Source organism: Sphingomonas fuzhouensis (assembly GCF_034659795.1).
Lineage (GTDB): Bacteria > Pseudomonadota > Alphaproteobacteria > Sphingomonadales > Sphingomonadaceae > Sphingomonas > Sphingomonas fuzhouensis.
In genome coordinates, this window is sequence record NZ_JAXSQY010000004.1 from 302,559 (window position 1) to 315,729 (window position 13,171).

General features: G+C 66.3%; 10 protein-coding genes and 1 pseudogene. 4 read left to right on the forward strand and 7 right to left on the reverse strand.

What is annotated here, in order from left to right; all coding sequences use genetic code 11:
• Nucleotides 1–67: 67 nt before the first annotated feature.
• A complete protein-coding gene (locus U1H82_RS11460) occupies nucleotides 68–3,310 on the reverse strand; it encodes a PAS domain S-box protein (protein WP_322965045.1) in 3,243 nt (1,080 codons plus the stop codon).
• 476 nt (nucleotides 3,311–3,786) lie between these two features.
• Between U1H82_RS11460 and U1H82_RS18310 the strand changes: the two are divergent.
• The 3 genes and pseudogenes from U1H82_RS18310 to U1H82_RS11470 form a co-directional block, all read left to right on the forward strand.
• Nucleotides 3,787–4,083: pseudogene (locus U1H82_RS18310) on the forward strand (PAS domain-containing protein); the annotation flags it as partial.
• 89 nt (nucleotides 4,084–4,172) lie between these two features.
• Complete coding sequence (locus tag U1H82_RS11465) at nucleotides 4,173–6,272, forward strand: PAS domain-containing sensor histidine kinase (RefSeq protein WP_322965046.1); 2,100 nt, start codon at nucleotides 4,173–4,175, stop codon at nucleotides 6,270–6,272.
• Nucleotides 6,265–6,636, forward strand: a complete 372-nt coding sequence (locus tag U1H82_RS11470; protein WP_322965047.1) for a response regulator — start codon at nucleotides 6,265–6,267, stop codon at nucleotides 6,634–6,636. The genes U1H82_RS11465 and U1H82_RS11470 overlap by 8 nt, the downstream gene beginning before the upstream one ends.
• Nucleotides 6,637–6,655: 19 nt before the next feature.
• Here the strand turns inward: U1H82_RS11470 and U1H82_RS11475 are convergent, their stop codons facing one another.
• The 6 genes from U1H82_RS11475 to U1H82_RS11500 form a co-directional block, all read right to left on the reverse strand.
• Nucleotides 6,656–7,876 carry a GTP-binding protein gene (locus U1H82_RS11475; RefSeq protein WP_322965048.1) on the reverse strand — a complete coding sequence of 407 codons (1,221 nt, stop codon included), beginning with the start codon at nucleotides 7,874–7,876 and terminating at the stop codon, nucleotides 6,656–6,658.
• Between the two features lie 198 nt (nucleotides 7,877–8,074).
• The gene (locus tag U1H82_RS11480; RefSeq protein ID WP_322965049.1) at nucleotides 8,075–8,245 is read right to left on the reverse strand and encodes a metallothionein; all 171 of its coding nucleotides are present in this window, start codon (nucleotides 8,243–8,245) and stop codon (nucleotides 8,075–8,077) included.
• Between the two features lie 6 nt (nucleotides 8,246–8,251).
• Complete coding sequence (locus U1H82_RS11485) at nucleotides 8,252–8,554, reverse strand: ArsR/SmtB family transcription factor (RefSeq protein ID WP_322965050.1); 303 nt, start codon at nucleotides 8,552–8,554, stop codon at nucleotides 8,252–8,254.
• A gap of 157 nt (nucleotides 8,555–8,711) precedes the next feature.
• A complete protein-coding gene (locus U1H82_RS11490) occupies nucleotides 8,712–10,850 on the reverse strand; it encodes a catalase (protein WP_322965051.1) in 2,139 nt (712 codons plus the stop codon).
• Nucleotides 10,851–10,970: 120 nt separating this feature from the next.
• Nucleotides 10,971–11,558, reverse strand: a complete 588-nt coding sequence (locus U1H82_RS11495) for an FKBP-type peptidyl-prolyl cis-trans isomerase (RefSeq protein WP_322965052.1) — start codon at nucleotides 11,556–11,558, stop codon at nucleotides 10,971–10,973.
• Between the two features lie 61 nt (nucleotides 11,559–11,619).
• Nucleotides 11,620–12,090 carry a YaiI/YqxD family protein gene (locus U1H82_RS11500; RefSeq protein WP_322965053.1) on the reverse strand — a complete coding sequence of 157 codons (471 nt, stop codon included), beginning with the start codon at nucleotides 12,088–12,090 and terminating at the stop codon, nucleotides 11,620–11,622.
• Between the two features lie 114 nt (nucleotides 12,091–12,204).
• Here U1H82_RS11500 and U1H82_RS11505 point away from each other — a divergent pair, with 114 nt between their 5' ends.
• Complete coding sequence (locus U1H82_RS11505) at nucleotides 12,205–13,158, forward strand: YihY/virulence factor BrkB family protein (protein WP_322965055.1); 954 nt, start codon at nucleotides 12,205–12,207, stop codon at nucleotides 13,156–13,158.
• The last annotated feature ends 13 nt before the right edge of the window (nucleotides 13,159–13,171 follow it).

The following is a 13,171-nucleotide window of genomic DNA, read 5'->3' on the forward strand; positions in this document are numbered from 1 at the left end:
TCGATTCCGGTCGGCCGCGCAACGGGAAAGCCATAGATGGCCGATGCGGGTGAAAGTCCGCTGGGGCCTAGGCCGACAGGATTTCGCCGACGCGGCGTTCCAGCTCCAGGACGTTGAAGGGCTTGGTCAGCACCTCCATCCCCTTTTCCAGATGCCCCGCGCCGACCGCGGCATTGGCGGCATAGCCGGTGACGAACAGCACCTTCAGGTCCGGCCGCACCGCGCGGCCCGCATCGGCGACCTGGCGTCCGTTCAACCCACCGGGCAGGCCGACATCGGTGACCAGCAGGTCGATGCGCACGTTCGACTGGAGCAGCGACACCCCCATCGGGCCGTCGCTGGCGGTCAGCACGCGGTATCCGGAATCGCGCAGCACTTCGCTCACCAGTTCGCGAATGGCCGCCTCGTCCTCGACCAGCAGGACGGTCTGCCCGTCATGGGCGCGGTGGCGGGCCGCGACCGTGTCGGTCAGGTCTGCCAGGTCATGCTCGCCGGACAGTCTGGGCAAATACAGGCGCATGGTGGTGCCCATCCCGACCTCGGAATAGATGCGGACCTGGCCACCGGACTGGCGGACGAAGCCGTAGATCATCGACAGGCCCAGCCCGGTGCCTTCGCCGATCGGCTTGGTGGTGAAGAAGGGGTCGAAGACCCGCTCCATCACCTCGGGTGGCATGCCGGTGCCGGTATCGGTGACGCACAGTGATACGTAATCGCCCGCGGGCAGATCCTGTGCCGCCGCCGCGCGGGCGTCCAGCGTCTTGTTGGATGTCTCGATGGTCAGCGTGCCGCCCTCGGGCATCGCGTCGCGCGCGTTGATGCACAGGTTCAGCAGCGCGCTTTCCAACTGCGGCGCGTCGACCAGGATCGGCCACAGGCCGGGTGTCGGTACGACCTTTACGACGATGGCGGGGCCGATCGTCCGGACGATGATGTCCTGCATGCCCGCGATCAGGCGATCGGTATCGGTCGGCTTGGGATCGAGCGTCTGGCGGCGCGAGAAGGCGAGCAGCCGCTGGGTCAGCGCGGCGGCGCGATTGGCCCCGGTCTGCGCCATCGTGATATAGCGACCCAGCCGGTCATATTCGCCATTGGCCAGCCGTGCGGCGAGCAGTTCCAGCCCGCCGGTCACCGCCGTCAGCAGATTGTTGAAGTCATGCGCGATGCCGCCGGTCAACTGGCCGACGGCTTCCATCTTCTGCGCCTGGCGAAGCTGTTCCTCGGCCTGGGCGAGGGCGGCGGCCTGGTCCTTCTCGGCCGTCACGTCGCGGCCGGTGGCATAGGTCATCACCCCGGCGGGGGCGGCGTTCCAGGAAATCCACCGGATCGAGCCGTCCTTGTGCCGACACCGGTTCTCGATCTCCAGCAGTCCGCCGCGCGCGGCCCGTTCATAGGCGCCTATCGTATCGGCATGATCCTCGGCCAGGACGAATTCATTGACATGATGGCCGACCAGTTCCGCTTCGTCATAGCCGAGCAGGGTCGTCCAGGCGGGGTTCACCCGCCGAACGATCCCATTGAAATCGAGGATCAGCATCAGGTCGGGCGAGGTATCCCACATCCGGTCGCGCTCGGCCGTCCGCTCGGCGATCTCGTCTTCCAGCGTTTCGTTCAGGCAGCGCAGCGCTTCCTCGGCGCGCTTGCGCTCGGTGATGTCGATCGACGATCCGACCAGTCCGACGACACGCCCCGCCGCATCGCGGAACGGGGCCTTGGTCGACAGCCATATCGCACAGGTTCCGTCCGGCAGGCTGACCTGTTCCTCCAGCACTTCCATCCGGCCTTCGGACATCACGCGGCGATCGTTCGCCATGACGGCCTCCGCCTGTGCCCGGTCGTCCAGAAACTCCAGGTCGGTCCGCCCGATGATCGCGTCCAGCGGCTTGCCGACCAGTTCCCTGGTGCCGCGATTGGCGGCGAGCATCCGCCCGGCACCGTCCTTGGCATAGACGACGCCGGGCACCGCCTCCATGACGGCGGCGAGCAGCGCATTGGCATGGCGCAGCGCGTCCTCCGCCGCCCGGCGGTCGGCGATGTCGATGACCGAACCGATATAGCCCAGAAACTCGCCATCGGGGCCGAAGCGCGGCGACGCGGCATCGATCGCCCAGCCATAGGAACCGTCCGCCCGGCGCAGGCGGTAATCGATCCGGAACGGGGTGTGGGTCGTGTTGGCCTGGCCGAAGATGTGGCCTGCCTCCGCCTTGTCGTCCGGATGGGTGGCGTTCAGCCAGCCATGGCCCAGCGCCTCTTCGCGCGTCTGCCCGGTATATTCATACCAGCGTCGGTTGAGATAGGTGCAGGCGCCGTCCGCGTCGGTGACCCACATCATGACCGGCGCATGGTCCGCCATGTTGCGGAACCGATCCTCGCTGTCGACCAGCTCGATGCGGGTGCGGGCCAGTTCGGCGGCGCGGGCGCGGTCCTCGGTCTCGTTGCGGCCGACCTTGAGGAAACCGACGATCCGCCCGTCACCGTCCCGGATAGGATGGGTCGATCCGTTGAGGAACACCAGCGAGCCGTCCGCCCGGCAATGCCAGCGAACATCCGGCGCATAGCCTTCGGTCTCGGCACGGGCGATCTCCTGTTCCGGCACGCCGGCGGCCCGATCCTCGGGCAGGAACAGATCGTCGATCGGTCGGCCATGCGCCTGCGCCTCGGTCCATTCGAAAATGGCCTCGGCCCCGGCCGACCAGCTGGTGATCCGCCGCTGGGTGTCCGTGGCGATGATCGCATAGTCGCGCGCGCTGTCGAGGATCAGCCGCAACCGCGCCTCGCCCGCCCGCAGCGCCTCGTTCCGCCGGTCGAGCTGCTCGACGGTGCGCCGCAGGTCGAGTTGCGCCATCACCTGCCGCGCCAGGACGCCGAGTGCCTCGCGCTGGAGATCCGAAAAGTCGCGCACGCGATAGTCGAGCACGCACAGCGTACCGATCGCCATGCCGTCCTCGGTCTTCAGCAAGGCCCCGGCATAGGCGCGGATATGAGGGGCGCCGGTCACCAGCGGATTGCAATCGAACCGCGCATCCTTGCTCAGGTCGGGTACGATCAGGAAATCCTGTTCGAGCAGGGCATGCGCGCAGAAGGAACTCTCGAGCGGCGTCTCGCGGACGCCGAGCCCGACTTCCGCCTTGAAGAACTGGCGTCCCTTGCCGACCAGGTTCACCACGGCGATCGGCGCATCGCAAAGACGGGCGGTGAGCGCGGCCAGTTCGTCGAAGCTCGGCTCGCGCGGCGTGTCCATCACGTCATAGCGCGCCAAGGCCGCCAGCCTCTGCGTCTCGTGGTCTTCGATCTCGGTACGGTTCGTCAAAGACCCAATTCCCGTCCCAACGTGATCCAGCAGCATTCCCGATGACCGACATGTCGGACTGACGCAAGCGTAAGCAAGCCCGTGACGCTGGGGTGCCGATGCGACTGGACAGTCTGACCCGGTATGTCGTCCCGGAGCACCGATGTCGCGGTCATCTTCGAGGGGGGCGATACCCCCAGTTCCGCGTCCTGCAACTCCTTTGTCAAATCCGACGAAATATCGGTGATTTATGTTGTTTTACAGTATCTTGATTGCGTTCATGCGTTGATCGGACGGGCCCGGCATCGGATAGCGTGATGGAGAAGTCCGTGGGGGATGGTGAGAACATGGGGCGGGGCACATGGCCAAGAGGCGAAGGCGCGATGGCTGCGCTGATCCGTGCGCATCCCTGGGCCGAAACCGCGATCGGACCGATCGAACACTGGCCGCAGAGCCTGAAGACCATCGTCGACCTCATGCTCGATTCCCCCAGCATGATGAGCCTGGTCTGGGGTGCCGAGGCGATCCACCTCTATAATGACCGCTTCGCCGAATTGCTGCGTGAGCATTATGAGCAGGCGCTGGGGCGATCGGCCTTCGAGACGTTCGCCCGGTCGCGCGATGTCTTTGCCGCGGATGTCGCCGCCGGCATGGCGGGACAGTCGGCGCGGCGGATGGCGCAACGCTATCCGGTGCTGCGCCATGGCGAGTTGCAGGATGCCTGGTTCGATGTCGACTATGCCCCGGTCCGCGACGAGACGGGGCGGGTCGCAGGCGTCCTCTGGACCCTGAAGGAGACGACCCCGCAGGTGCTGGCGGAACGCGCGCTGCGCGAGAGCGAGGCGCGGCACCGGCTGCTGATCGGAAGTTGGGCGCAGGCGATATGGGAAACCGATCCGGACGGGTCGTCGTCGCGGACAGTCCGAGCTGGCGCGCCTATACCGGCCAGACGGTGGCGGAATGGCGCGGCTATGGCTGGCTGGACGCCATCCATCCCGACGACCGCGCCTATGCCGAGCGGCAGTGGCGGGAGGCGATCGCGGTGCGTGGCCTTGTCGATGCGGAGTTCCGGCTTCGCGCCCCCGACGGTGGCTGGCGCTGGACGAACGTGCGGGCCGCGTCCGTTCTCGACAGCGATGGCGGCATCGGAAAATGGGTCGGCATCAATATCGACATCGATGCCCGCAAGCGCGCCGAGACGGCCTTGCGCGAGAGCGAAGCCAAATATCGCATGCTCTTCGAGTCGATGGACGAGGCCTATGCGGTCGTCGAAGTCCTGCGGGACGCGAAGGGCGGCTGGAGCGACTTTCGCTTCATCGAGGTCAATCGCGCTTTCCTCAAGCACACCGGCATGCCCTGGCCGATCGGGCAGACCGCGACCGAGTTGCTGGGTACGCCGAACCCCCATTGGGTGAAGCTGTACGGCGAGGCGATCGACACCGGCCGTTCGATCCGCGTCGAGGAAAGCGAGCCGATGCTCGACCGTATCTTCGACCTCAACATCTTTCCGCTCGACCCCCGGCATCATCGCGTCGCCGTCCTCTTCACCAACATCACCGAGCGCCGCCGTGCCGAGGCGGCCCTGCAGGAGAGCGAGGAAATCCGACGCGTCGCGCTGGACAGTGGCGGCATGGGGGCCTGGACCTGGGACATGCGGACGGAAACCGTCCGCGCCGACGCCACCGTGCAAGCGCTATGGGGCATAGCCCATCCGGCGCAGCCGCATCCCCTTTCGGTCTATGCCGACCTCATGGCCCCGGACGGCGCGGACTGGCTGGGAGCCGTCACGGGCCGGACGATCGCGCCCGGAAAGGATTTCCAGATCCAGGTCCAGGTGGCCGGCGGCCCCGCGGCGGGGCGCTGGGTGGAGATACGCGGGCGGGCCGAGCGCGAGCGGCCATGGATCATCAACGGCGTCACCTTCGACATCACCGACAGGCGCCAGGTCGAAGAGCGGGTGCGCGCCAGCGAGGCCCGGCTGCACCTGCTGGTCGAGGGAATCCCCCAACTGGTGTGGCGTTCGGCGGACGAGGGGCACTGGACCTGGTCCAGCTCGCAGTGGCAGGCCTTTACCGGGCAGAGCCTGGAGGAGAGCCGCGATCGCGGATGGCTGGCGGCGGTCCACCCGCAGGATCGCGACGCCGTCCTGCGCGCCTGGCACCAGGCCGGGGAGGCGGGCGGCATCGATGTGGAGTTCCGGGTCCGGCGGGCGAGCGACGGCGCGTATCTCTGGCACCATACCCGCTCCATGCCGGTCCGGGACGATCGGGGGCGCATCGTCGAATGGCTCGGCACCACGACCGATGTGCAGCAGTTGAAGGAATTGCAGGAACGCCAGGCGGTGCTGGTCGGCGAACTCCAGCATCGGACCCGTAACCTGATCGGCGTGGTGCGGTCGATGGCGGACAAGAGCGCGCGTTCCAGCACCGATTTCGACGCGTTTCGCGCGCGCTTTCGGGACCGGTTGGAATCGCTGGCACGGGTGCAGGGGCTGCTCTCCCGCCTCGAAGACATGGACCGCGTCACCTTCGACGATTTGATCCGCACGGAACTGGCGGCGTTGAACGGTGGTCTGGATCATGTGGTCCTCGACGGGCCGAGCGGCGTTCGCCTGCGGTCGTCGACCGTGCAGACGCTGGCGATGGCGCTTCACGAACTGGCGACCAACGCGGTCAAATATGGCGCGCTCGGGCAACCGGACGGACAGCTCGGCGTCACCTGGTTCGTCGAGCCGTCCGGCGACGACGGCAAGCCGTGGCTGCATGTCGACTGGCAGGAAAGCGGGGTCGCGATGCCCCCCGCCGGATCGACCCCCGAAGGAACCGGCCAGGGGCGCGAACTGATCGAGCGGGCGCTCCCCTATCAGCTTCGGGCCCGAACCTCCTACAGCCTGGGGCCGGACGGGGTGCATTGCACCATCTCGATCCCGGTTTCCGCCAGTTCCCCCGTTTCCATCAGCAGAGAGGTGTCGGGACATGCCTGAACGGACGCTGCGCGGTTGTCGCATCCTGGTCGTCGAGGACGAGTTCATGCTGGCGGACGATCTGGCCACCGAACTGGGCGATGTCGGCGCGATCGTCCTCGGTCCGGTCGGGACGCTCGATCAGGCCCTGGACCTGGTCGCCGCCGAGGCGCGGATCGACGGCGCGATCCTCGACGTCAATCTGGGCGGCGAGGCCGTCTTTCCCGCCGCCGATCTGTTGCTGGCGCGCGCCGTACCCTTGGTCTTCACCACCGGCTATGGCGGCTCGGCGATGCCGGAGCGGTTCGGGCACGTCGTCCGGTGCGAAAAGCCGATCAGCATCAAGCTCATCACCAAAGCGATAGGGCGCGTGATGCGTGCATGATGAAGAAGGGCGTCTCGGCTCATGCCGGTTCCGGCACGCGTTCGCTCCAGGACGGAAACATGTCCGCCAAGCCGGTCCACAGCGCAGGGGTGAAGGCGCTTGCGGGCAGGAGGCAGGCATCCAGGCGCGCGCGAATATGCGCCGCGTCCATCCCGATGCCGATGAATACCAGTTCCTGACGCCGATCGCCCCAGATCGGGTCCCAGTGACCGGCGACGAAACGCGCGAACCGGTCGTCATCGGGCCATTGGTTCTTGGGGATCGACGCCCACCATCGGCCGAGGCGTGAGGTCATGGTCTGGCTTCCGGCGACCGCCAGTTCGCCGACCCAGTCGGGCCGGGTCGCCAGCCAGAAATGCCCCTTGGCCCGGACGACATGGTCGAGCCCCCCATCGGTCAGAAAGGCATGGAAGCGGGCCGGATCGAAGGGCTGGCGGGCGCGATAGACGAAACTCTCGATGCCATATTCTTCGGTTTCGGGTTGATGATGCGCATAGCCGTACAGCTCCTTGGCCCAGAGCGGATGGCGGCTGGCCTTCTCCTCGTCGAACAGGCCGGTGTCGAGTACCGCGTCCAGATCGACCCGGCCATGGTCGGCCGTGATGATGCGCGCATCGGCGTTGAGGCTGGCCACCAGCTTCTTCACGATGGCGAGTTGCTCCGGCGAGACCGAGGACGCCTTGTTGACCACCACCACATCGGCGAATTCGATCTGTTCGACCAACAGGCCGACCAGGCTGCGCGTGTCGTCCTCGCCCAGGCTCTCGCCACGATCGGCCAGGAAATCCCGGCTGGAATAATCGGCCAGCAGGTTGAGCGCGTCCACCACCGTCACCATGGTATCGAGCCGGGCGACATCGCCCAGACATGCGCCGTCCTCGTCCCGGAACGAGAAGGTGGTCGCGACCGGCAGCGGCTCCGAGATGCCCGTCGATTCGATGACCAGGCTGTCGAAGCGCCCCGCTTCTGCCAGCGCCCGCACCTCGGCGAGCAGATCGTCGCGCAAGGTGCAGCAGATGCAGCCATTGGTCATCTCGACCAGCGCTTCCTCTGATCGGGACAAAGCGGCCTCGCCGCCGCGCACCAGGTCGGCGTCGATATTCACCTCGCTCATGTCGTTGACGATCACGGCCACGCGGCGCCCGGCGCGATTGGCGAGGATGTGGTTGAGCAATGTCGTCTTGCCCGCCCCCAGAAAGCCGGAGAGCACCGTCACCGGCAGCATGCGCGCGTCGTTCATCACCATCTATCCCATCTCGGCGGGATCACGGCCATGTTCGATCCCGCGCCTCACGCACTTGTAATGTTACGGTATATCATTTCAAGAGCGGGCTAAGCGAAAAAGCGATAGGGGTGGTGCAGATGCTGCCGCGCCGACAAGGAAGATCGCGCGGGGCAAAGCGGGGCCGGATGCGGATCGCGCCCGGCCCCGATCGGCTTAGCCGTGGCAGGTGCAGCCAGCGTGATTGCAACCGGTGCCGTCGGTGTGATGCTTGGCGCAGGAATCGCTGCAGAAGCTACGGCCTTCAGCCTCGATCGCCTTGCCGGTGGCAACGATGCAGACGCAATCGGCGCAGGCGCACTTCACGTTTTCGACGGTAACGGCCATTTCAACTCACTCCTCGTGGACATGATCAGCTTCAAGTACGTGTTCGATCATGTTGGTCAGCATGGTCCGCACATGGCAGTCGGGCAGCTCGTAGAGGACGTTCCGGCCCTGCCGACTCTGCTTGAGCAGGCGCCCGGCCCTGAGCAGCCGCAGGTGCTGCGACACGAGGCTCTGGCTGACGCCGACCTCCTCGGTCAGTTCCCCTACGGTCCGCGGGCCGTCCAGGCATCCCACCACAAGCCTCAGCCGGTTGGGTTCGCCCAGCAGGCGGAACAGATCTGCGAGTTGCGCTCCTTCATCCGGTGTCATGCAAACATCAACATATGAACGTATCCTAATGTATTCATATCCATGATGCTGTCAAGACCCCATCGAGGCAAGCCCTTTCATCGCGGCAAGATGGGTGCTGGCTTGGCTATCGTGATGAACGGGAAGGATTTATTGCCCTTCCCGTTCACCATGGCCGTTACCGCGACGGCTGAAGCGATGCCGCGTCGAGATCGACCTGAAGCTCCCGCGACCAGACTCGGAGCGCGCGGCACTGGCTGACGAAGCTCTTGGCGTCCTTCGCCTTGGCCAGGCTGACAAAGCCTTCGTCGCGGTCCGTCACCCCGGCGGCATCGAACAGGCCAAGTGCCGCCGCCGTGTGACCGATGAACTTGCAATGGGCGAAGGCATCGGCGACGAAATCCTTGGCCGTCGCATCCTTGGCGAGCATCGCCGCGCCCGCCTCGGACGGCAGCACCGCCACCGCGTCATAGAGTACCGAGGGGCCGCCATCGATCTTTTGCTGGGCGGGCAGTTTGGTGCCGTCGTCGAGCGTCACGCCGCCGATCTTGGGCGCCACGACCTCCCACAGCGCACCCTCCGCCTGGAGCGCCTTGGTCAGCGCGGCGACCAGATCGGCGCTGCTGCCGTCGGTCAGCAGGATGCCCATCTTGCGCCCCTTGAAGTCCGCCGGGCCGTTGGACAGGATGCTCAGCTTCGGCGAGGGCGGCAGGTCGCGCGTCGGTTTGGCGGCCTGGGCGGGTGCGGGCAGGTCGAGGCCCAGTCCATCGGCCACCGTCGCGGCAAGCCCTTCGTCGATCAACCGCAGATGCGACACGGCGCGTGCGCGGATGTCGGGCCGTTCGACCTTCGACAGTTCGAACACCAACGCATCGCCGATATGCTTCTGCTCGATGGGCAACTGGCTGATGAAGAACTGCCGCGCCTGGCTGTAATGATCGGCGAAGGTCTCCGCCCGGATGCGCTGCTTGGTGCCCTGCACCTCGGCGGGGAAGCTGCGATAGCCGATGGTCGGGTTTTCGCGCGGACCGCCATCGGGGCCCCAGCTGTTCGGCTCGTAATTGGCGCGCCCCTTGGGGTTGTGCATCGCCATATGGCCGTCCTGCTGGAAATTCATCACCGGGCAGCGCGGCGCATTGACCGGGATATGGGTGAAGTTGGGCCCGCCCAGCCGCTTCAGTTGCGTATCGAGATAGGAGAAGTTGCGCCCGTGGAGCAGCGGATCGTCGGAAAAGTCGATGCCGGGCACGACATTCTGGGTGCAGAAGGCGACCTGTTCGGTATTGGCGAAGAAATTGTCGACATTGCGGTTCAGGGTCAGCGTGCCGATGATGCGGACCGGCACCTCTTCCTCGGGGATCAGCTTGGTCGAATCGAGATGGTCGAAGGGCAGGCGGTCGGCCGTTTCCTGGTCGAACAACTGGACGCCCAGATCCCATTGCGGAAAGTCGCCGCCCTCGATCGCGGTCCACAGGTCGCGGCGGTGGAAATCGGGATCGGCGCCGTTGATCTTGACCGCCTCGTTCCACAACACCGATTGCAGGCCCTGGCGCGGCTTCCAGTGGAATTTGACGAAGGTCGACTTGCCCTCGGCATTGACCAACCGGAAGCTGTGGACGCCAAAGCCCTCCATGGTGCGGAACGAGCGCGGGATCGTCCGGTCGGACATCTGCCACATGACCATATGCCATGCCTCGGGGCTGAGGCTCGCGAAATCCCAGTAATTGTCATGCGCCGACTGCGCCTGCGGAAAGGCGCGGTCGGGCTCCTGCTTCACGGCATGGACCAGGTCGGGGAATTTGATCGGGTCCTGGATGAAGAAGACGGGGATGTTGTTGCCGACAATGTCCCAGTTGCCCTGCTTGGTATAGAATTTGACGGCGAAGCCGCGCACGTCGCGGGCGAGGTCCATCGACCCCTTGTTGCCCGCGACCGTCGAGAAGCGGACGAACACCTCGGTCTGCTGCCCCACCTCGCTCAGCACGTCGGCGCGGGTATAGTCGGCCAGGCTGTCGGTCAGTTCGAACACGCCGTGCGCGCCGTAACCGCGCGCATGGACCACCCGCTCGGGGATGCGTTCATGATCGAAATGGAAGATCTTCTCGCGCAGGATGAAGTCTTCGAGCAGCGTCGGGCCGCGTTCGCCCGCGCGCAGACTGTTCTGATCGTCCGCGACGGGAACGCCCTGCTGGGTGGTCAGGGTGCGACCGGCATCCTCGGTGCTTTGATGCGTCTCGCCGCCATGACCCTGGGGTTCGGCATAGCCGGTCGGTCCGCCTGTCTTGCCGCCATCGCGCTTGATGCTTTTGTTCGCCATGATGCTCTTCCGTCGTTGAGGGGGATCACCCTCTCAACGCGCGGATCGGCCATTCGCCCTACAACGAAGTGATTGATATCCATCAAGGCGGCGGGTCGGCGGATGTGTCGCCGCCCAGGCTCAGGGCTTCGGCGTGGTCGGCGGGGTCGGGGCTGCATCCCCCGCCTTGCGCAGCGCGTCGATCTCGGCGGCCGTTTTAAAGTCGAGCAACTCGACCTGGAATATAAGGTCGGCATTGGCCGGGATCGGTCCGGACGCCTCGGCGCCATAGCCCAGCGCCGGGGGGACGCACAGCCGCACGATGCCGCCCCGGCCGACCAGCTGCAATCCTTCCGAAAAGCCGGGGATGACTCCGTCGACCGGCATCGGTGTCCGCATGGCCTGGTCGAAGACCGCGCCCGTCGCCTTGAGATAGCCGATATAGTTGACGAGCACAGTCGCATCTGCGCCGGGCTTGGGGCCGTTACCCGCGCGCAGCACCGTGTAGCCGAGGCCGGATGGCGTCTGCATGGCGCAGGACCGCTGCGATGGGGGCACGATGGGGGTCAGTGGCAGAGGGATGATACCCCCGTCGGGCGCGGCCTTCGGGGCGGGGGCCTTGGCGGTCTTCCCGACCTGCGCCGTCAGGGGGGCGCAGGTGCCCGCCATCGCCACGGACAGAAGGATGGCGACGGGCAGCCGACGAGGGGCGTTGGAACAGGGCTTCATGGCGGCGGTCGTAATCGGCCTCGCCCCGGCAGATCAAGCCGCATCGGTGCGCGACCGGTCGTTACGCCTTCGCCTGGCGGAGCGTCCGCATCGCGGCTTCGTCCAGCGCGGACAGGAAGCGCGACCGGTCCTCCTTGCCGAAGGGCGGCGGCCCGCCGATACGATCGCCGCCCGCCCGCAGGTCGGCCATGATCGCCCGCACGGCGACCGCATTGCCGATCGAACTGGTGGTGAACGGCCTGCCGTTCGGTGCGAGCACCGCCGCCGCGCCCGCCTTCAGACAGCGATCGGCCAGCAGGATATCGGCGGTGACGACGATCGCCATGCGGTCGGTGCGGTCGGCGATCCAGTCATCCGCCGCGTCAAAGCCATCGCCGACCACGATGCGGGTGATCAACGGATGCTGCGGCACGCGGAGCGGCGCGTTGCTGACCACCGTCACCGGCATGTCCAGCCGATAGGCGACGCGATAGATCTCGTCCTTCACCGGACAGGCGTCGGCGTCGACCAGGATATGAGGGCGGTTCTCCACGGCCCGACCATGCCATGGGTGCAGAGCGCAGCGCAATGTCGCGAGCCGGGCGGGCCTGTCGGCCTGGGACCGATCTTGCATGGCGCGAGTTTGCCTTTTCCGAAGGGAAAGCAAATGGATGATGGGATGGGGCAGGGGGCGGTGGCGCGCCGTGGCGCAGCGGATCGCGTCGGTGAAGGGGCGCGCTCGCCCTTTCAGGTGCCGCCCAGGGGATGGCTGGCCGTTCTCAAACGGACCTGGACGGAGATGGGGGCCGACAATATCGGCATCATCGCCGCGGGCATCGCCTTCTATGTCTTTGCCGCGATCGTGCCGACGCTGGGCGCCGTCGTGCTGAGTTACGGTCTGTTCGCCGATACGGAGACGGTGCGGCACAATGTCGAGGCGGTTTTCGCATCGCTGCCGCGCGACGCCGCCTCGATCATCACCGACCAGTTGCTGACGGTGGTGGAAAGCGCGAAGGACAAGCAGGGGATCGGGCTGGTCGTTGCCCTCGCACTGGCCTGGTACGGCGCGACCAAGGGATCGTCGGCCATCATCACCGGCCTGAACGTCGCCTATGATACCGAGGAGACGCGGGGTTTCCTCCGGCTGAACCTGTTGCAGTTCGCGGTCGTCGCGGGTGGGGTCATGCTGATCTTCGTCGCCATGGGCACGACCATGTTGCTGGCCTTCCTCAACGGGCTGATCCCCGATGCCCCCGGCATGGTGGTGGCGGCGATAAGGCTGGGCGGCTATCTGCTGCTGGCGCTGATCGTCGTGACGGCGGCTGCGGTGCTGTTCCGCTACGGCCCGGACCACCGGCAGCCGCGATGGGTATGGCTGTCGCCCGGCTCGATCGGTGCGACGCTGCTGTGGCTGGCCGGCACGGCCGCCTTCGGTTTCTACGTATCCCGTTTCGGCAATTACGGGGCGACCTATGGCTCGCTGAGCGCCGTCATCGTCACCCTGACCTGGCTCTGGCTCAGCGCCTATGTCTTTCTGTTGGGTGCCGAACTCAATGCCGAGCTGGAGCGACAGGTCGAGGGCGACGCCCCCATGTCCGGGGTGGAGCCGGGAGGCGCATAGCCCGGAAACATGC